The 19,258-nt window shown below is 55.2% G+C and carries 22 protein-coding genes (1 of these 22 cut by a window edge); 11 read left to right on the top strand and 11 right to left on the bottom strand.

What is annotated here, in order from left to right:
• Positions 1–110: 110 nt before the first annotated feature.
• Together FIU95_RS19420 and gpmI are read right to left on the bottom strand one after the other, a co-directional pair.
• The gene (locus tag FIU95_RS19420; protein ID WP_152455683.1) at positions 111–1,238 is read right to left on the bottom strand and encodes a murein hydrolase activator EnvC; all 1,128 of its coding nucleotides are present in this window, start codon (positions 1,236–1,238) and stop codon (positions 111–113) included.
• Entirely contained in the window at positions 1,238–2,785 is a 1,548-nt protein-coding gene (gene gpmI / locus FIU95_RS19415; RefSeq protein WP_152455681.1) for a 2,3-bisphosphoglycerate-independent phosphoglycerate mutase, read from the bottom strand. Before gpmI ends, FIU95_RS19420 begins: the two co-directional genes overlap by 1 nt.
• Positions 2,786–3,012: 227 nt before the next feature.
• Between gpmI and FIU95_RS19410 the strand changes: the two genes are divergently transcribed.
• From FIU95_RS19410 to smrA, 6 genes are all read left to right on the top strand, one after another.
• Complete coding sequence (locus tag FIU95_RS19410) at positions 3,013–3,429, top strand: rhodanese-like domain-containing protein (protein WP_253868751.1); 417 nt, start codon at positions 3,013–3,015, stop codon at positions 3,427–3,429.
• 39 nt (positions 3,430–3,468) lie between these two features.
• Positions 3,469–3,729, top strand: a complete 261-nt coding sequence (gene grxC / locus FIU95_RS19405) for a glutaredoxin 3 (RefSeq protein WP_152455677.1) — start codon at positions 3,469–3,471, stop codon at positions 3,727–3,729.
• A 158-nt stretch (positions 3,730–3,887) separates the two neighbouring features.
• Positions 3,888–4,382 (top strand): protein-export chaperone SecB, encoded by a 495-nt coding sequence (gene secB / locus FIU95_RS19400; protein WP_152455675.1) that lies wholly within the window; start codon positions 3,888–3,890, stop codon positions 4,380–4,382.
• A 120-nt stretch (positions 4,383–4,502) separates the two neighbouring features.
• Entirely contained in the window at positions 4,503–4,955 is a 453-nt protein-coding gene (locus tag FIU95_RS19395) for a thioesterase family protein (RefSeq protein ID WP_152455673.1), read from the top strand.
• On the top strand, positions 4,948–5,811 hold the full coding sequence (locus FIU95_RS19390; RefSeq protein WP_152455671.1) for an NAD(P)-dependent oxidoreductase: 864 nt from the start codon (positions 4,948–4,950) through the stop codon (positions 5,809–5,811). Before FIU95_RS19395 ends, FIU95_RS19390 begins: the two co-directional genes overlap by 8 nt.
• A gap of 19 nt (positions 5,812–5,830) precedes the next feature.
• Positions 5,831–6,418, top strand: coding sequence for a DNA endonuclease SmrA (smrA, locus tag FIU95_RS19385; RefSeq protein ID WP_152455669.1), 588 nt, complete (start codon positions 5,831–5,833; stop codon positions 6,416–6,418).
• Positions 6,419–6,586: 168 nt separating this feature from the next.
• Here the strand turns inward: smrA and FIU95_RS19380 are convergent, their stop codons facing one another.
• Positions 6,587–7,084 carry an META domain-containing protein gene (locus FIU95_RS19380; RefSeq protein WP_172975464.1) on the bottom strand — a complete coding sequence of 166 codons (498 nt, stop codon included), beginning with the start codon at positions 7,082–7,084 and terminating at the stop codon, positions 6,587–6,589.
• A gap of 64 nt (positions 7,085–7,148) precedes the next feature.
• Positions 7,149–7,622 (bottom strand): META domain-containing protein, encoded by a 474-nt coding sequence (locus FIU95_RS19375; protein ID WP_152455665.1) that lies wholly within the window; start codon positions 7,620–7,622, stop codon positions 7,149–7,151.
• Positions 7,623–7,802: 180 nt separating this feature from the next.
• On the opposite strand from FIU95_RS19375, the gene pyk reads away from it, so the two are divergent.
• Positions 7,803–9,239, top strand: coding sequence for a pyruvate kinase (gene pyk / locus FIU95_RS19370; protein WP_152456472.1), 1,437 nt, complete (start codon positions 7,803–7,805; stop codon positions 9,237–9,239).
• A 184-nt stretch (positions 9,240–9,423) separates the two neighbouring features.
• Here the strand turns inward: pyk and FIU95_RS21255 are convergent, their stop codons facing one another.
• The 6 genes from FIU95_RS21255 to hutC form a co-directional block, all read right to left on the bottom strand.
• Positions 9,424–9,600 carry a hypothetical protein gene (locus tag FIU95_RS21255; protein ID WP_172975463.1) on the bottom strand — a complete coding sequence of 59 codons (177 nt, stop codon included), beginning with the start codon at positions 9,598–9,600 and terminating at the stop codon, positions 9,424–9,426.
• Positions 9,601–10,054: 454 nt separating this feature from the next.
• Entirely contained in the window at positions 10,055–10,549 is a 495-nt protein-coding gene (locus tag FIU95_RS19365; protein ID WP_152455663.1) for a hypothetical protein, read from the bottom strand.
• A gap of 97 nt (positions 10,550–10,646) precedes the next feature.
• Positions 10,647–10,985, bottom strand: coding sequence for a hypothetical protein (locus FIU95_RS19360; RefSeq protein WP_152455661.1), 339 nt, complete (start codon positions 10,983–10,985; stop codon positions 10,647–10,649).
• 284 nt (positions 10,986–11,269) lie between these two features.
• The gene (hutH, locus tag FIU95_RS19355; protein WP_152455659.1) at positions 11,270–12,820 is read right to left on the bottom strand and encodes a histidine ammonia-lyase; all 1,551 of its coding nucleotides are present in this window, start codon (positions 12,818–12,820) and stop codon (positions 11,270–11,272) included.
• Positions 12,821–12,927: 107 nt separating this feature from the next.
• Entirely contained in the window at positions 12,928–14,604 is a 1,677-nt protein-coding gene (hutU, locus tag FIU95_RS19350) for a urocanate hydratase (RefSeq protein ID WP_152455657.1), read from the bottom strand.
• Between the two features lie 87 nt (positions 14,605–14,691).
• On the bottom strand, positions 14,692–15,402 hold the full coding sequence (gene hutC, locus FIU95_RS19345) for a histidine utilization repressor (protein WP_152455655.1): 711 nt from the start codon (positions 15,400–15,402) through the stop codon (positions 14,692–14,694).
• 190 nt (positions 15,403–15,592) lie between these two features.
• Here hutC and hutI point away from each other — a divergent pair, with 190 nt between their 5' ends.
• Together hutI and hutG are read left to right on the top strand one after the other, a co-directional pair.
• A complete protein-coding gene (gene hutI, locus FIU95_RS19340) occupies positions 15,593–16,822 on the top strand; it encodes an imidazolonepropionase (RefSeq protein ID WP_152455653.1) in 1,230 nt (409 codons plus the stop codon).
• Entirely contained in the window at positions 16,806–17,774 is a 969-nt protein-coding gene (gene hutG / locus FIU95_RS19335; protein ID WP_152455651.1) for a formimidoylglutamase, read from the top strand. The genes hutI and hutG overlap by 17 nt, the downstream gene beginning before the upstream one ends.
• Positions 17,775–17,827: 53 nt before the next feature.
• Here hutG and FIU95_RS19330 read toward each other — a convergent pair whose 3' ends face one another.
• Positions 17,828–18,250, bottom strand: coding sequence for an organic hydroperoxide resistance protein (locus tag FIU95_RS19330; protein WP_152455649.1), 423 nt, complete (start codon positions 18,248–18,250; stop codon positions 17,828–17,830).
• Positions 18,251–18,442: 192 nt separating this feature from the next.
• Between FIU95_RS19330 and FIU95_RS19325 the strand changes: the two genes are divergently transcribed.
• Together FIU95_RS19325 and FIU95_RS19320 are read left to right on the top strand one after the other, a co-directional pair.
• Positions 18,443–18,943: an RNA polymerase sigma factor gene (locus FIU95_RS19325; RefSeq protein ID WP_152455647.1), complete on the top strand. Its 501-nt coding sequence runs from the start codon at positions 18,443–18,445 to the stop codon at positions 18,941–18,943.
• A protein-coding gene (locus tag FIU95_RS19320; protein WP_152455645.1) for a hypothetical protein crosses the window boundary here: on the top strand, positions 18,943–19,258 show its 5' portion. The gene runs 278 nt beyond the window's last position; 316 of the gene's 594 nt are visible here — the first part of the coding sequence; its start codon is at positions 18,943–18,945; its stop codon lies beyond the right edge, outside the window. Before FIU95_RS19325 ends, FIU95_RS19320 begins: the two co-directional genes overlap by 1 nt.

Raw genomic sequence — 19,258 nt, 5'->3', positions numbered from 1 at the left:
CTTAGTCGCGAAAAACCGAACTCCCTTACAGCGGCTATGAGTACTGGCGCACGGGTACGGCGCCAGATTAGAAAAACCGGTAAAAAGCAGTTGGAAAAGGCGGGGTTCGGTTAGCCCCGGCACCAGGCCGTGGGGTCCTGGGCTTGGCCGCGGTGGCGTATTTCAAAATAGAGGCCGCTGTGCGCGATGCCACCGCTGTTGCCGACCCGTGCGATGGTATCGCCGCTCTCCACCCATTCGCCAATATCGCGGGTGAGGGATTGGTTGTGGGCGTAAAGGCTCATATAGCCGTCGCCGTGATCGAGAATCACCAGCATGCCGTGACCGCGCAGATAATCGGAAAAAACGACGCGCCCGCGGTGTATCGCGCGCACGGGCTCTCCCTCGTTGGCGCGGATAGTCACTCCCTTCCAGGTAATCCCATTGGCGCGGCGCTGCCCATAGGCATTGGCGCGGCGGCCCTGAACTGGCCACTGCAATCTGCCCCGCTGCTTCGCGAAGGGCTTGTGTTGGTCCGGGTTGACCAGTGTGGCAATAGCCCGACCCACCTCGTCAATCAGAGTCTGCAGGCGTTTGCGGTCACCCTGCAGCTGCTTGAGTTCGCCGCCGCCATTGGCGAGCCGCGCTGCCAGTTTCTCCAGGGTGCGCTTGCGCACCTGCTGCGCGCTGCGCAGTTTGTCCTGGCGCTCCTGCAGTTGGGCCCGCTCCGCCTGCAGACTGTTGCGCTCGCGCTCGATAGAGGTGGAAACCGTTTCCAGCGAGGCGAGGGTTTGCAGGTAGTTGTCGATAACGCGGCTGCGTTCTTGGAGGAAGTAATCGTGGTAGCGAAGTTGGCGGGCGATGTTCTGTGGATTTTGTTGGTTGAGAAGGAGCTTGATCTGTTCTTGTCGGCCCAGTCGGTAAGCGGCGGCGATCTCCTGTTCGACCCGCCGCTGCATACTTCGTCGCGCCTCTTGCAGCTGCTTCTGCTCCTCTTGCAGTTCTCGCAGTTTATCTGTGCGGCTGCGCATATCCCGTCTGATCTGGTCTATGCGCCGGTGTAGCCCGGAGATGTCTTTCTCGTTCTCTTCCAGATCCTTGAGCAGCTGGTCGCGCTGGCCGCGCACCTGATTGAGTTCCTGTTGCAGGGACTCAATGCGTTGCTTGATTTCTGTGAGGCGCGCCTGCTGGTCCGCTTCCGCCTGACTCCAGGCGGGCAGTGACAGCAGGGCGATCAGGAAGAGTACGAGAGTTTTCATCAGTCCATTTTTACCAAGCTATGGCCGGTCATTTCCGCCGGCTGTGGCAGATCCATCAACGCTAACATGGTTGGCGCCACATCCGCCAGACTGCCTCCGTCACACATTTGCACATTGCGCTCGCCGATGTACACAAAAGGTACCGGCAGGGTGGAGTGCTGGGTGCTGACCTGGCCGGAACTGGTATCGAACATCTCTTCCACATTGCCGTGGTCGGCGGTGATTAGCACTTCGCCACCGGCAGCCAGGGCTGCGTCCACGACGCGCTCTACACACTGGTCCAGGGCTTCCACGGCTTTTACCGCGGCTTCGAAGACACCGGTGTGGCCGACCATATCGCCGTTGGCGTAGTTACAAATAATGGCGTCGTACTCGCCGCCTTCAATCGCCGCGACCAGCTTGTCGGTCACTTCCGGCGCGTTCATTTCCGGTTGCAGGTCGTAGGTGGCTACGTCTGGGGATTTGATCAGCTCGCGGGTTTCCCCTTGATAGGGCTCTTCGCGGCCGCCGCTGAAGAAGAAAGTCACGTGGGCATATTTTTCGGTTTCGGCGATGCGCAGCTGGGTCTTACCCTGGGCAGACAGGTATTCACCGAGGGAATTCACCAGGTTTTCCGGGGGGAAGGCGCAACTGGCGTGGATATCGGCGGCGTATTCGGTAGTCATGACAAAGTCTGCCAGCTTGGGCTGGGCCTTGCGTTCGAAGCCGCTGAAGTCTGCTTCGGTAAAGGCGCGGGTCAGCTGGCGCGCGCGATCCGGGCGGAAGTTCATAAAGATCAGTGCATCGCCATCTTTGATGGGAGCGGGTTCGCCGATCACGGTCGGCGCGACAAATTCATCGTTTTCTCCGCGCTCGTAGGCGGCAGCCAAGCCCGCCAGGGCGTCACTGGCTTTGTGCTCCGCGGTTCCGAGGGTCAGCATATCGTAGACAGATTCAGTGCGATCCCAGCGCTGGTCGCGGTCCATGGCGAAGTAGCGGCCAGCCAAAGTGGCCATATGGGCATTGCCGACGGAATCACAGACTTGCATCAGGCGAGCGATAGAGGGCTCGGCGCTGCGCGGCGGTGTGTCGCGGCCATCGAGGAAGGCGTGTACGTAAATGGCGCGGGCACCGCGCTGTGCCGCAAGGGTCACCATGGCGACGATATGATCTTCGTGGCTGTGTACGCCGCCCTCGGACAGCAGTCCCATAATATGAACCGCACCGTTCTTGGTGATGGCCTTATCCACCGCAGCGGTGTAGGCGGGATTGCGGAAGAAGTCGCCGTCCTTGATGGCCTTATTGATACGGGTGAAGTTCTGGTAAACCACACGCCCGGCTCCCAGGGTCATGTGTCCCACCTCAGAGTTGCCCATCTGCCCTTCGGGCAGGCCCACCGCCATGCCGGAGGTCTGAATCAGGGTCTTGGGGCGCGTAGCCCAGATGTTGTCCCACACTGGGGACTTTGCGGCGCGAATCGCGTTGTACTCGGCATTGTCGCTGTGGCCGAAGCCGTCCAGAATCAGCAGGACCAAGGGGCGTTTGTGCGGGGCTTGCGAAGCGGCCATAGCGACGGGTTTCCTCTATCGGGTGGTTTGGGTTGCGGACGCGGATTTTAACCCGTTCGGCCATCGTTTAACCATGTCGAATAGCGCTATGTGAGTCCATTAGCATCTATAAGGGTGCCGCCGGGGTATGATTTTGCTGGTTAGAAATTCGCCACAATCGTGTATACTCCCGCCAGCTTTGGCGCAGCTGCGCCGTAACGATAACCACTATGGATTTTGGGGGCGGAGTGGATTTTTTCGTCTTTTTGAGTGAGCAGTGGCTGCTTGTCGGCCTGCTCGTGGCACTGCTTTATGCGCTGGTCCTGAGCGAGCGCTACAAGGCGGGTGTGCCGGTTTCCCTGCACGAAGTGACCCGGCTGATCAACAGCGATGGGGCCAAGGTATTGGATGTGCGCGACCGCAGCGAGTTTACCGCTGGGCATATCGTCGATGCCTTGCATATTCCCCACGGGGAAGTGGCCGAGCGCATCGCCGAGCTGGAACCTTTCAAAGATAAGGTGGTGATTGTCGCCGATAAAATGGGGCAGCACGCCGGGCCTGCGGGTCGCCTGCTTAAGCAGAAGGGCTTCCAGGTGCGCCGCCTGCAGGGCGGTATGAGTGAGTGGAGCAACCAGAACCTGCCTCTAGTAAAGGGCAAGGGCTAGCTAAACCTTTCAATTGACGGCCTCAGGCGGAGTTTTGTAATGCAGGAAGTAGTCATCTATACCACGCGCTTTTGCCCCTTTTGTATTCGCGCTAAGTTGCTGCTCGATAACAAGGGTGTGGAATATTGCGAGATCGCGGTGGATAACGATCCTGAACTGCGTGCGCAGATGGCGGAAAAAGCCGGTCGTCGCACGGTGCCACAGATCTGGGTGGGTGAGTACCACGTAGGTGGCTGTGATGAGCTGATGGCCCATGAGCGTGCAGGCAAGCTCGATAAATTGCTGAAAGCGACTGGCTGATAAAGGTTGACGCCGCGTGCCTCACGCGGCTTTGGATATTTGCTATTAATCCGGTCCGGGCCTTGAAACGGTATTTGCAGGCCCCCATCTGAAGGCTCATACAAGGAGTCTTTCTCACGGAAGGCATCAATAAACTTTTTATAAAAACAGGCAGTAACATGGCTGAAGAATTAAACGGCGCGGCAAACGCAGAGGCTCCACAAGTACAATTCGCGATGCAGCGTATCTACCTGAAGGACCTCTCCTTCGAGACCCCCATGGGTGTCGAGGTTTTCAAAAAACAGTGGAAGCCCCAGGTAAACCAGGAGCTGAACACCAAGACCGCCAAGGTTGATGAAGACCTGTACGAAGTGGCGCTGACGCTCACCATCACCGTGAAGCTGGAAGAAGACACCGCTTTCCTGGTGGAAGTGAAGCAGGCCGGCCTGTTCGGCATCAAGGGTCTGGAAGGTCAGCAGCTGGCTCAGGCTTTGAACACTGCCTGCCCGCAGATTCTGTTCCCCTATGCTCGCGAAGTGATCGACAATGCCGTTGTTAAAGGTTCCTTCCCAGCACTGATGCTGCCGCCGGTCAACTTCGACGCCCTGTTTGCTCAAGCCCTGAATCAGGCGCAGCAGCAAGCCGAAGGCGCCCAGGCTAAAGCGGACGCATAATCCCGCCAGCTTGTGAAAAAGGTCCCATCAGGGGCCTTTTTTTATATCTGTTATTTGTGCACCTTGGGGACTCAGTAGAAATAAAATCCGATGGTTTCGAAACTTAGCCGGGGGCTGCCTATGCAATGGGATTTACCCAATCCGTTTACCCACAAGGTAAGGGTAGGGGTTGAGCATGTGGATGGTTTACACCACGCCAATAACGCCGAGTATGTGCGCTGGTGCGAAGCTGCCGCCTGGGCCCACAGTGCGGCACTGGGCCTGGATGTCATAAATTACCAGGATCTCGATCGGGGAATGGCCATTCGTCACGGGCAGTATGACTATATACTGGCGGCGAAAGAGGGGGATGAACTGATATTCGGTACCTGGCTCACAGAGGTGGACGGGCGCCTGAATATGACCCGCCACTTTCAAGTCTTTCGCGCCGCCGATGGAGCATTGGTATTGCGGGCCCAGTGGCGGTTGGTATGCATCGAGCTTTCCAGTGGTAGACCGAAGCGCATGCCGGCGATCTTCAAGGAAATCTACAGTCCGGCAGTGACTGCCCCGGAGGCTGAATACAATGAGTGAAGAGTTTGTAACCCTGACAGAAAACACAGGGGCGCTTAAGGACAAGACCATCTTTATCACCGGCGCCAGCCGCGGTATCGGCCGTGCCATAGCGCTCAAATGCGCGGCGGACGGCGCTAATATTGTGATCGCCGCCAAGTCCGCAGAGCCCCACCCGAAGTTACCCGGAACCATTTTTTCTGTGGCACAGGAAGTGGAGAGCGCTGGCGGTAAGGCCCTGGCCCTGCAAGTGGATGTGCGCGATGAGCAGCGGGTCGAAGAAGCGATGGCTCAGGCGGCGGACAAGTTCGGCGGTATCGACATGGTGATCAACAACGCCGGCGCGATTAATCTGACTAACGTGGAGTCCACCCCGCCCAAGCGCTATGACCTGATGCTGAACATCAATAGCCGCGCTGTGTATCTGACTGCGCACCTGGCGATTCCCTACCTGAAAAAGTCGGATAACGCCCATATCCTCAGCCTGTGCCCCCCGCTCAATCTGCAGCCCAAATGGTTGGGGCCCTTCGCGCCTTACGCGCTGTCCAAATTTGGCATGACCATCCTAAGCCTGGGATTGGCGGAGGAGTTGCGCGAGGCGGGGATCGCCGTCAATACTCTGTGGCCGCGCACTCTGGTGGCTACTGCCGCCATTGAGTTTGCGGTGGGTAACCGCGAGATGTTCGAGCAGAGTCGCAAACCGGCGATTATGGCCGATGCCGCCTACGAAGTACTGGTCACAAAAGGGGCCGCTCTGAGCGGGTGCCAGCTGATCGATGAGGAACTTCTGGTGGAACGCGGGGTAAAAGATTTTACCGACTATGCCCATAACCCCGATAATGCGGGGAATCTGACCAAGGATTTATTTTTGGACTGACGCTGGCGGGGGGTATTTCATGAGCAGCGACAGCAAGTTATTTAAAGACGCTCTCGGTGAATTGGGAGACGTCAAACCGCTAGTGCAGGAGCGCCGTGTAACCCTGCGAAAGGAAAACGAGCCTTCCGAGGGTATCTTGCGTGAGCGTCGCGCCGCTGCGACGCGTTTAAGCGAGCGCGAAATGAACCCCCTCTCCGGTGAATATATCGAGCTGGTGGCGCCCTGGGACCCCATCGAGTTCAAGCGCGACGGGGTGCAGAACGGGGTCTATCGCAATTTGCGTCTGGGCAAGTACACGGTGGATGCACGCCTCGATCTGCATCGTCACTCGGTGGAAATGGCGCGCAGTGCCGTTGTGGAGTTTGTGCGCGACTGTGTCGAGGCGGATGTGCGCTGTGCGCTAATTACCCACGGCAAAGGTGAGGGTCGCAAGCAGCCCGCCCTTTTGAAAAGCTGTATTAATCACTGGCTGCCGCAGTTGCATGAAGTATTGGCATTTCACAGTGCGCAGAAACAGCACGGCGGCATGGGGGCTACTTACCTATTGCTGCGCAAGAGTGAACGCAAGCGTCAGGAGAATCTGGAGAGGCATCAGCGGCGTTTTTGAGGTCCGCTATGTCATTTTTCTGTCATCTGTGAGAACTATGATGCGCGCCGAGGCTTTCCAATGCGAATGCGCATCTGACTCATCTTTTTGATTCTTCTTGATTGTGATATTGGCGACCCATTGGGTCGCCTTTTTTATGGCTGTTCCAGTGGTAGCGATACCAGCGACTCAGCGCATAATGTCATGGACCCGGTTAAATTCGAGCCGTGTGGCTCTGTCGTTACTGCTTAGGATCAGCTTGTCACCCACCACTTCGAGAAAGCGGGTTTTGCGCAGGGCTCTCAGATAATCGGCTTCCAGTTCATCACTGGGGCGTCCGTTTCCCACCCTGGAAATGACCGGTGACCTGGGCCAGGAAAGTTCTCCGCTGTTCTCGAGGGAGAAGCGCCCCAAATAGGGATTGATGCCGCCATTGCCACGAACGTAGCCGAACCGATCACAGGTGAAGAACGGACGTTCGCGCCAGAACTTTTTCCACAGTAGCGTGTACTCGTAGTTGTTCTCGCCATCCTGCAGGTTCGACAGTATCCAGTCGTGCTCACAAGCGGACCAGGCCGGCTGTCTGAGTGGTTGGGGGGCCGGCTCATTGAAGGACATGCACCCGGAAAAAAACAGGCTCAATAGGGTTGGGACTACAAGCTGCAAGCGAAGGTGAGATCGCGGCATGATGTCGTTCTCATTGTTTTTGCGACATTTAATCGTAAAAGCTATCAGTGGTCTGTGGTGGTGTTCAAGATCCTGCCCTGACATATTCGATATAAATATCGCCGGAGGCATCGCGCAGGATTAAACGCTTCCCGCGGGACTTAGTAAATGCCTGGCGAGTTCCAGCAAGGGCGCGCAGGTAGGTGTTCTCCTGTTGAAGCAGGTCCTCTGGACCACCCATCTTGGTGGAAGCGAAGCTGGAGCTGTCCCACAGCATCAGGCCATTGTCGGTAACCTGCAGCTCACCGCGGTAAGTGTTGATGCCACTGCGCCCCATCACATTGCCATCGAGGTTACACACGAAGGTAAAGTCTGCGGGCTTATGGATCGACACGGCGCCGCCATTAATGCGCAAACGCACCAACTGCCATTTCTTATTACATACGGAACTTGCCGTTCCCGCATTCTGTACAACTCTGGCTTCTTCCACACTGTTCGATAGGCATCCGCCGATGACCAGCAGAGCTCCCATTAGCCACAGTTGCACCAACCTGCTCATCGGCGAGTTACTCCCTGACCCTTGCATCTACAAACTCGAACGGGCCTGTCGACATAACCTGAAACCCGGTCTACGCAAAGCTTAGTCGCTGCCCTCTGTTAAGAGACGTCAGGCATGACAAGCTATGCTTCCCCTGTGAAAGAAGGCGCTACCCAGGCGCAAAGTAAGGCTAGGTGCGGCATGATCCGACGGACAAAAATAGTCGCTACACTCGGCCCCTCGACCGATAAGGGGGACACCCTGCATCAGTTGATCGCCGCCGGTGTGAATATCGTGCGCTTGAATTTTTCTCATGGCGAAATTGAGGAGCATCGTCGCCGCGCCGAACAGGTGCGGGCAGAGGCCGCCCGTCAGGGCTGCCATATCGCCATACTGGGTGACCTGCAGGGGCCGAAAATCCGCGTGGGAAAATTCACCGATGGGGGTGTGCAGCTCACCGCTGGTACTGAGTTTATTTTGGACCCCTCTTGGCCCAGGGAGCGGGGCAGCAGCGCCGGGGTATCGGTGGACTATGTCGAGCTGGCCGGGGATTGTCGCCCGGGGGATACGCTGCTTCTGGATGATGGGCGCCTCAGCCTGCTTATAAAGAAAATTGACGGCCATGTGGTTACCACTGAAGTACAGGACGGGGGCTGGCTTTCCGATCGAAAAGGAATTAACAAGCGCGGGGGCGGCCTCACCGCGCCCGCACTAACGGATAAGGATCTGCGCGATATTCAGGTTGTTGCCGATCTACAGTTGGATTATCTGGCGGTGTCTTTTCCCCGCGATGCGCAAGATATTCACCGGGCACGGGAGCTTCTGCAGCAGGCGGGAGGCAACAGCCAGATTGTCGCCAAGATTGAGCGGGCAGAGGCGATCTCGACCGATGAGCACCTGCAGGATCTGATTTTGGCGAGTGATGTGATCATGGTGGCGCGCGGCGATCTGGCTGTGGAAATTGGCGATGCGGAATTGATGGGGGTGCAAAAACATTTAATCCGCTTTGCTCGCTACCTGAATCGCACAGTGATCACCGCAACCCAGATGATGGAGTCGATGATTTCCAGCCCTGTGCCCACACGGGCGGAGGTGTGCGATGTCGCCAATGCGGTGCTGGATGGTACCGATGCGGTCATGCTATCGGCGGAAACCGCCAGTGGGGACTATCCGGTTGAGACAGTACGCCATATGGCCGAGGTCATCATTGGGGCGGAAAAACACCGTGCAACACAGAGACCTTCGGATAGTCTGCGCGGCGATTATCCGGCCGGCGATGCTTGTATCGCCATGGCCGCGATCACCATTGCCAATCACTGTCAGGATATCAAGGCTATCATCTGCCAGACAGAGACTGGTAATACCGCCCTTTTGATGTCCAGGGTGCGTGCGGTGATCCCGATTTATGCCTTTTGCCGGCACCGCAGAATTTGCAATCGGGTTGCCCTCTATCGCGGAGTCGATCCGGTTTTGATGGCGGTGGCGGGTATGGATGGACCATCGAGGGACAATAAAGCAATCAGTCATTTAAAGCAGCGCAATCTTTTGAAGGCGGGCGACTTTGTGCTGGTTTCCCGGGGTTATCGACAAGATACCGGTGGTCAGACCGATACCCTTCGGGTCGTCAGGGTTGAATAAAATTTTCTTTCGCCCCGGGCCAATCACTTCTGACAAAACTGAAAACTAGATATTTTTCTCGAAAGGCAAGGGCAGCGCCCGTACGATATTCTGTGAATTAAAACTTGTGTACTTTGAATAATTTTTCATACCCGAGACTACTTAAAATATTTAGTTTTTAATGTTTTTACAACAACTTGAATTTTTAACCTGATCGGGCACAGCGCACCAGGGTTTTGGTTTCCAGCTCTTGTTCAACACAGTGAAATTTTTTTCCGTTTAGCGATAGCGACTTTGGACTTCCCTGTGGTGCAGTTGTGGAGCAACCGGCAATACCTGTTACCAGTGCTACGGCAAGCAGCGTCGGCAGGAGTTTTTGCACTGCGGTTACCTCACAGATTGAGCCGGGTTGGCTGGGTTTTTCGTTTGTCTTATCTCAGAGTAGAGGGAATAGCTGTCATTATGAGGAATAAGGCGTCATTTTGTGAAATGTGGCGACAGTAAGGCAGAGATTACTAAAACAAACTAGATTCCCCCGCTTTTGATAAGTGATCAAGGGTTTTCCTGTGCATTTTCTGCGGGTTATCGGTAGGCGTAACCGCAAAAATTAATCAGTGATCCGCAGTTAATTACAAAATTACAGGTTTGAATTTTTTCAGTAAATTTTTCAATGAAGTTGATGGGCTAGGAGAGAGCAAACTTTATGGTCGCAGAGTTATCGCCAGAATAACCCGCGAAATACCAGTGCATTTATTAATTTGCACAGGCATTTCGCGGGTGCTGTGAAACATCAGAATTCTCAGCTATTTCACGGTTAAGTTAATGGCAGCTACGCCTTAACGTCTTCTGTGATGGTGCCCACCGCGAATGCGATGATAACCACGGTGGCTGCGATATCCCCGATGGCCTCCGCGATAACCACGGTGTTGGGCGCGATAGCGCATTTGGGCAGCACCGGGAGAATTAAAGCGGTTGTAGTAGGGAAGCCCGCGATAATAATACCTGGCCCGGTAACGGGCATTGCCGCGGAAGCCAGGTGCGCGGTAATAGGAATAGGCACCGCCATAGCCACCATAGTAGTACCCATAGCGCGGGGTTACCCGGTAATACTGGTAAACCGGCGTACGGTAAGAGACATAGATATTACTGGAAGGGTAGTAGTTGGGGGTTGCATAGGGGTAAACAAAAGAAGAGGTATAGGCCACTCCTCCCCCTCTATAGTAACCGCCATAGTAGCCACCGTTATAGTAACTATCGGTTGCACAGGCACCCAGTGTTAGCGCCGTGCATACCGTGACGGCAATGAAAGCCGCCTTAACAGCTCTATTCATAGTGCAATCTCCGGTAAGCGGAATTTCCCCCCGGAGAGGCCCGGCAGGGGCCAAGCCCCTTTATGTGTGCCAAATGGGCGCACACAGAATTCCGGTCTTAGTAGGGCCTGGCTTGATAGGGCGGGTCGGGCGGATCGATAACCTGGTAGCCTCTGTTCACTACCGCAGGCGGTCTCAGGCGGTAAAAATTCCCATCCCAATAAAAGTTGCAGTGCTGCATGTTGTGGCAGACCCCATCGGGGTGGCAGTGGGCGTAGCGGCCCCGTAGGTTGTAATATGACTTGCTGTAATAAGGGCTATATCCGTAATAGCTAGCTGAGCAGTCATAACCTCCACAGGGGTAGCCTGTGCCATTGCAGGCTGACAGGGAGAACCCTGCGGCAATGGCCAGTGCATAGCCCGAGTGACGAAGCAGCCGAAGCGACAGCGGTTTCATCTAGACCTCCACACCTATTGGCGGGTAAAACGTCTAATTCTCAGCCTAGCACTTTTGGCGTAAATTTCCTCACAAAGAAAAAAAATTGTTCTAGTAGGTTTTAATAGATGTGTCGGGAAACTGATGGGAGTTGTCCACGTTGCAACTTCTGTCAGTGGATAATTGGCTACTTTAAGGTCGCTGTTGTTGCCGGACCAAAACGATAAAAAAAGACCGGGAACTCCTGCCCCGGTCTTTTGTAACTTGATCTTCTATAAAAACCTATTTATAGAAATTTCTGGAAATCAATGGGTGCTCGGCAGCAGGGTCGGATCAATAGATTCCAGATAGGTGCCGCTACTGAGGAGCTGTTTAGCCTCTTCAATATCCGGGGCAAAATAGCGGTCTTTGTCGTAGAAGGAGACGCGCGCGCGCAGTTTTTCCTTGGCCGCTTCCAGTTTTTCTGTGGATTTTAATGGTGTGCGGAAATCCAGTCCCTGACAGGCCGCGAGCAATTCTACGGCCAGAATGCCGCAGGTGTTATCGGCCATATCCCGCAAGCGGCGGCCGGCAAAGGTGGCCATGGATACATGGTCTTCCTGGTTGGCGGAAGTGGGCAGGGAGTCCACGCTGGCGGGATGCGCTATGGATTTATTTTCACTGGCCAATGCAGCGGAAGTAACCTGAGCGATCATAAAACCGGAGTTCACCCCGCCGTTTTCCACCAGGAAGGGCGGCAGGCCGGATAGGTTATTGTCGATCAACAGCGCCATGCGTCGTTCGGATAAAGAGCCGATTTCCGCCAGTGCCAGTGCCAGGTTGTCGGCGACCATAGCTACTGGTTCCGCATGGAAGTTACCGCCGGAAATAATGTCCGAATTCTCCGGATTCTCCTCGTCGGTAAAGACGAGCGGGTTATCGGAAACACCATTGGCTTCGGCCAGCAGTACTTCGGCAGCGAAACGCATCTGCTGCAGACAAGCACCCATCACTTGGGGTTGGCAGCGTAGCGAGTAGGGGTCCTGCACTTTTTCACAGAATTGGTGGGAGTCACCGATCTGGCTGGTTTCGCCGAGCAGGTCCCGGTAAATCGCCGCTACGTCGCGCTGTGCTCGTTGGCCACGGGCGTTGTGGATGCGATCGTCGAAGGGGCGGCGCGATCCTTTGGCGGCTTCCAATGTCATGGCACCGGTAACCAGAGCACCGGCGAACAAATCTTCACTGGCGAACAGGCCGAGCAGGGCAAAGGCGGTGGAGGCCTGGGTGCCGTTGAGCAGGGCAAGGCCCTCCTTGGGGGCCAGGGTAATTGGCTCTAGCCCCGCGGCTTTGAGGCCTTCGTGAGCGCTTTTGCGTTCGCCGTTTATAAAGACTTCCCCTTCACCGAGAAGCACTACGCTCATATGAGCCAGCGGCGCCAAATCCCCAGAAGCGCCCACAGAACCTTTCTCTGGAATTGCAGGGTAAACCCCAGCATTGACCAGCTGCATTAAAGCTTCAATAACCTGCGGGCGCACCCCGGAAAAACCCCGTGCGAGGGAGTTGATTTTCAGCACCATCAACAGGCGTACGGTAGCTTCACTCATAAAGTTACCGGTACCGGCGGCGTGGCTCAGCACGATAGCGCGTTGCAGGTTTTCCAGATCGTGCTTTTCGATACGGGTGTTGGCCAATAAGCCAAAACCGGTATTGATACCGTAAACCGTGCGGCCCTCGGTAATTACCTGGGCAACCGTGTGGGCGGAGGCTTCGATGGCCGGATAAGCGCTTTTTGCCAGGGATAGCTGTACTGGTTCGCGGGCAACGCGGCGCAGTTGCGCAAGGCTTAGCTGGCCGGGATCGATTTCCAATTGATACATAAATTATTTCACCAAAAAAATTTACAGCTTTGGTGTCGGCAGTGCGCGGCAGAAAAATATAGGGCCGCGCATTAATTTTCCGACGGTATTTTTATTGCGGTAAAAAATCAGTCTTTTAGCATGGGCAGGTCTAGGCCCTGCTCTTTCGCACATTTTTTAGCGATCTCGTAGCCGGCGTCGGCGTGGCGCATTACGCCGGTGGCTGGGTCATTCCAGAGAACGCGCTCGATGCGCTTGCGTGCCGCTTCGGTGCCATCGCAGACAATCACCACACCTGAGTGCTGGGAGAAGCCCATGCCTACGCCACCGCCGTGATGCAGGGATACCCAGGTCGCACCAGAGGCAGTGTTTAGCAGGGCGTTTAGCAGTGGCCAATCGGAGACAGCATCGGAGCCGTCTATCATGGATTCGGTCTCGCGGTTGGGGCTGGCTACAGAGCCGCTGTCGAGGTGATCGCGGCCGATCACAACCGGTGCTTCTAACTCACCATTGGCAACCATCTCATTAAAGGCCAATGCCAGGCGCGCACGATCTTTCAATCCCACCCAACAGATACGTGCGGGCAGTCCCTGGAAGTGAATGCGTTCGCGGGCCATATCGAGCCAGTTGTGCAGCTGCGGGTTATCGGGGATCAGTTCTTTAACTTTGGCATCGGTCTTATAGATATCTTCCGGGTTGCCGGAAAGGGCCGCCCAGCGGAAAGGACCGACACCTTCACAGAACAGCGGGCGAATATAGGCGGGCACAAAACCGGGGAAATCGAAGGCATTTTCCACACCTTCTTCGAGAGCCATCTGGCGAATATTGTTGCCGTAATCGAGAGTGGCGGCACCGCGCTTTTGTAGCTCCAGCATGGCCTCGACCTGAATCGCCATAGATTGCTTGGCTGCCTTTACCACTGCGGCCTCGTCTTTTTTACGCATTTCTGCGGCGTATTCCATGGTCCAGCCCTTAGGCAGATAACCATTTAAAGGATCGTGTGCTGAGGTTTGGTCGGTAACGGAATCTGGCAGAATATTGCGCTGCACAATTTCCGGGAAAATATCTGCTGCGTTGCCCAGCAGGCCAACGGAAATAGCTTCACCTTTTTCCATGGCCTCTTCAATCATTTGCAGCGCTTCATCGAGGCTGGTGGCTTTTTTGTCTACATAGCCGGTGCGCAAGCGGAAATCGATGCGCGTTTCATCGCATTCCACTGCAATCATGCAGAATCCGGCCATCGTAGCCGCCAGTGGCTGCGCGCCGCCCATGCCGCCGAGGCCTCCGGTGAGAATCCACTTGCCTTTCGCTTCGCCATTAAAGTGTTTGCGAGCAACAGCGGCAAAGGTCTCATAGGTGCCCTGGACGATGCCCTGGGAGCCAATATAAATCCAGGAGCCTGCAGTCATCTGGCCGTACATGGCCAAGCCTTTTTTATCCAGCTCGTTGAAGTGTTCCCAGTTGGCCCAGTGCGGTACCAGGTTGGAGTTGGCAATTAATACACGAGGCGCATCGGCGTGGGTTTTAAATACGCCCACCGGTTTTCCAGACTGTACCAGCAGGGTTTCGTCGTCCTCGAGGCGTTTCAGTACCTCGACAATTTTGTCGTAACACTCCCAGTCGCGCGCGGCGCGGCCAATACCACCATAAACCACCAGGTCTTCCGGGCGTTCAGCCACTTCCGCATCCAGGTTGTTCATCAACATGCGCAGTGGGGCTTCGGTCAGCCAGCTCTTGGCATTGAGCGAACTGCCGCGAGGCGCGCGGATTTTGCGACTGGGATCGTGACGTTTATCAGCGGACATAAATTCCTCTCAATATATTTGGTAAAAATTCTTACGCCCTGTAGTTATCAATCACATATTGTTGGGGCGTAGGGGATACATTCAAAATTAGAATCTTAGTTGCGCGCCCAGGCGGTAGCGGTTACCCGGGTGCACCAGGCGGGCAAAGCTCACAGTGCCGGCGCTACTCTTGGTACGCCGCCACACCTGTAGGCAGGCGTCGCCGGTGGCGATCTCCAGCGCGTAGGCAATAGAGGCCTCTGCGGCAATCGCCTCCACCGTGGTGTCGGCCTCGGTCAATGGCGCGACCCTGGAAAGATAGGCGTTGGGTGTGGTGTGGGCGAAATCTTGCTGTAGATATTCCGGGGCCAGGGTCGGGTTAGTGAAGCGCTCCTCCCACTGAATGGGTACGCCGTTATCGCAGTGCACAATAATGGTATGAAAAACTTTGGCCTGCTCCGGTACTTTTAATGCACGGGCCACTTCGGCGTTGGCCATACACTGCTGTGCCAGCAAAATTCGGTTGCTGTAGCTATGACCGCGTGCGGAAATCTCATCGGCAATATTGCGCACTTCTAAGAGGGAGCCTGCCGGCACCGGTTCGGCCACAAAAGTACCGAGTCCCTGAGCGCGCATCAGTACTCGCTCATCGGTTAATTCACTCAATGCGCGTCTGGCGGTCATACGGCTGACACCGAATTCCTGTGCCAGCTGGTTTTCCGAGGGTACCTGGAAATGCACAGGCCAGGCGCCTTTCTCGATTTGTTGCCGGATATGGCGCTTGATGGCCGCGTAGCGTGGCTCGCTTGCAGTATTCATAGGCTTGAGTTAGATGCCTTTTAGGCTTGTATATGGTTGTATATACAAGAAATAATAATAGCTACTATGGTTGTCTTAAAGATGACTGTCAAGCCGGGGCGATGGTCTGTATCCTGACCGCCCTAAATCCCGCTCGGTATTGGACTGGGCATCTATGGTTAAAGAAGGAAAAGCGCGCCGCTAGAAGCTTATGACAGAACGCTGTGACCTACTGATTACTAATGTGAATGCCGCCACTATGGACCCTTCTATTGTCGGGGGCTACGGTGCTGTAGAGGATGCCGCTGTGGCGGTAACCGGTGGCAAGATTGTATGGCTGGGGCCGCGCCGCGAGTTGCCGGACTGCGCTCCAGACGAGGTGATCGATGGCGAGGGCCAATGGTTGACCCCGGGCCTGATCGACTGCCACACCCATCTGGTCTACGGCGGTCATCGCGCCGGGGAGTTTGCCCGCCGCCTGGGGGGCGAGAGCTACGAAGAAGTGGCTCGTGCTGGCGGTGGCATTATTTCCACCGTGCGCGCCACTCGTGCCGCCAGTGCCGAGGAGTTGTATCGCCTGTCGGAGCCGCGCCTGCGCGCCCTGATGTCTGAGGGGGTTACCACTGTCGAAATTAAATCCGGATACGGCCTGGACTTGGATACGGAGCTGAAACAGCTGCGCACAGCGCGTCGACTGGGACAGCACAATCCTGTGGAAATCGTCACTAGCTGCCTGGCCGCGCACGCCCTGCCGCCGGAATACGATGGTCGTGCCGATGAATATATCGATCTGATTTGCGAGCAGATATTGCCGGCAGTTGCGCGCGAGCAACTGGCCGATGCAGTGGACATGTTCTGCGAAACCATTGGCTTTACCGTAGAGCAGTGCCAGCGGGTGATCGATGCCGCCAAGCAACTGGATATGCCAATAAAAGTGCACGCTGAACAGCTGGCGCGCACCGGTGCTACGAGGATGGCAGCTAAGTCCAGCGCCCTCTCCGTGGATCATATTGAATACATCAGCGATGCCGATGTGTTGGCCATGGCCGAAAGCGGCACCGTGGCGGTATTACTCCCCGGAGCCTTTTATACATTGCGCGAGACCCAGGTGCCGCCGGTAGAAAAGCTTCGCGAGGCGGGGGTTTGCATGGCCCTGTCCACCGACCTGAATCCCGGCAGCTGTCCCATTGGTTCGTTGCGGTTAATGATGAATATGGGCTGCAACCTGTTTGGCCTGACCCCGGCTGAGGCGTTGGCCGGCGTGACCCGCGCTGCCGCACGCGCTTTGGGGCTCTGTTGTTCTCGCGGTGTGCTGCGCCCTGGGTTGCGCGCGGATATGGTGCTCTGGCCAATGGATACCCCGGACCAGCTGGCTTATGAGTTTGGCGCGCTGAAACCTGCACAGATTTTCCTGGGAGGTAAAGATGTTACAGCTGGCTGATATGCGCCTATGGAGTGGCCGCACCGACAGCGAGGACGGTCGCGCCGGAGAGCGCTGGCACCAGCGTATTTCTCCGCTGCAACTGGATAACCCTCCCGGGATCGCCATTCTCGGTTTTGCCTCAGATGAAGGGGTGCGACGCAATAAAGGGCGTATCGGTGCGACGAAAGGGCCGCGAATCCTGCGCTTGGCCATGGCCAATCTGCCCGCTACTTTTGACTTACCTCTTTATGATGCCGGTAATGTGCGCGTTGACCGCGAGGATCTGGAATCCGCACAGGCTTTGCTCGGTGCGCGTATCAATGAATTGCTCGACAATGGTCACTTTCCCCTGGTTCTGGGGGGAGGACATGAAATTGCGTATGGCAGCTATCTGGGTATAGCGCGTTGGATGCGCGAGCTGCACCGGGAAAAGACGTTGGGCATTATCAACTTCGATGCTCACCTGGATCTCCGTATACCCTCTCCTAAAGGATCTTCAGGCACACCTTTCTATCAAATTGCGGAACAGTGCCAGATCAATGGTCGTCCCTTTAACTATCTCTGTGTCGGTGCTGCCGATAATGCTAACACCCCGGCACTCTACAACCGCGCCGATGAGCTGGGTGCCGAAGTCATTCGCGATCGAGAAATCAGTAGCTGGAACCTGGATAAGGTTAAGCAGCAAATCCAGGATTTTATCGATAAGGTGGACTTTGTTTATCTCACCGTTTGCTTGGATGTATTGCCAGCGGCAGTAATGCCCGCGGTCAGTGCGCCCTCTGGGCGTGGGGTAGCACTGGAGTTGCTCGAAGAGCTTCTGGATACCGCTTTGGATTCAAATAAGGTTTGCTTGGCGGATATGGCCGAATTTAACCCCTATTTCGATATTGAGGATCATGGCGCGCGCACCGCCGCACGGCTGGCTTTTCAGATGGCCAATAAGGCCGCACGCGCCTCGCATCAGGGGTAAGAGGGGAAAGAGGTTTGCAAGAAGGGCTGCCAGTGACTGGCAGCCCTTTATAGTTAAACGGTAATATGCAACTTTACGGTAATGTTATTGCGAGTCGCATTGGAATAGGGGCAGACCTCTTCGTGTGCCTTTAATGCCACTCTTTCTGCCACCACCTTATCCATCCCTGGTAGTTCAATATAGAGGTCCACCTCCAAGCCAAAGCCCTTTCCGCTGGGCCCTATACCAACTTCAGCTCGCACGCTGGTATCGTTCGGTGTGGCGACCTTTTCCTTGTCCGCAACAAATTTCATCGCACCGATAAAACAAGCTGAATAGCCTGCCGCAAATAATTGCTCGGGATTGGTGCCACTTCCGCCATCCCCGCCCAGCTCTTTGGGGATGCTGAGCTTTACATCCAGGGCACCATCCGACGATGCCGCCTGTCCATCACGGCCACCAGTGGCCGTGGCGACTGCTGTATAGAGAGCCTTCATAAGTGTGTCCTCAGAAATTATGCAGACGAAGTGTAGTTGTCTCGGCTTGTGTCGGTGTGTAAAGCCTGAGGCGAACCTGGGTTATCCGTGTCAGACGAAGGTATCGACAATTATTGAGGAGGTTAATGAAATTTTTTGTAAGGTTTTTGGCGTCGTCGGTACAGTACCCATTACAAAAAAGTGGAGTAACCGGTGGATTTACGGGATCAATTATTTCAGCAGGCGATAACCGAGTATGCCGAGGGTATCTCCCGAATAGCACGCAGCTATGTGCGCACTACTGCAGAGCATGAGGATCTTCTTCAGGAGATATGGTTGGGGCTATGGCGAGCGCTGCCTTCCTTTCGAGGGGATGCCAGCTTAAAAACCTTTGTCTACCGCATTGCGCACAACCGTTGTGTAACCGAAATAGCCAGAAGAAAGCCTCAACATGTTGGTGAGGAGGAATTGATGACGCTGCCAGATAGTCAAGCGGGTCCTGATGAGCGCCTGGCGGAAGAGCGTAAATCAGAGCGTCTGCTAGTTGCGGTTAAAAAATTACCATTGGGCCTGCGTCAAACCCTGACTCTGCGTTTAGAGGGGTTAAGCTATACGGAAATTTCCGAAGTGCTTGGTATCAGTGAAAGCAATATTGCTGTGCGCTTGAACAGAGCAAAAGAACGGCTGAACATCTGCTTGTCAGGAGGTGAGTAATGAATAAAGCGAGCAGCGAAGAACAGTGGTCTGAACTGGAAACTTTGTGGAAGCAGCAACGGGTTAGCACAAAAGTGCCTGCTGCCATATTGAAGTGGGTACGTCGTCAAGAGCGGCGAATGTGGATGGTAGTAACTTTTGAATGGCTCTTTGCAATTTTCGTAGCAGTTTATGCTTTCAATGTCTTTTTAGTGGAAGGCTTTCCGGACAGCAGCTTACGCATCATTCTTATACTTTCAATGCTTGTAATCGCAATGGTTTTTTCTCTTTTAAATCGTCGTGGTTTGTGGGCTCCACTAGAGGAATCTACGAGCG

This window comes from Microbulbifer sp. THAF38 (assembly GCF_009363535.1).
Classification (GTDB): domain Bacteria; phylum Pseudomonadota; class Gammaproteobacteria; order Pseudomonadales; family Cellvibrionaceae; genus Microbulbifer.
The sequence above is the reverse complement of the archived record's forward strand: the minus strand, read 5'-3'. Positions and strand labels throughout refer to the sequence as shown.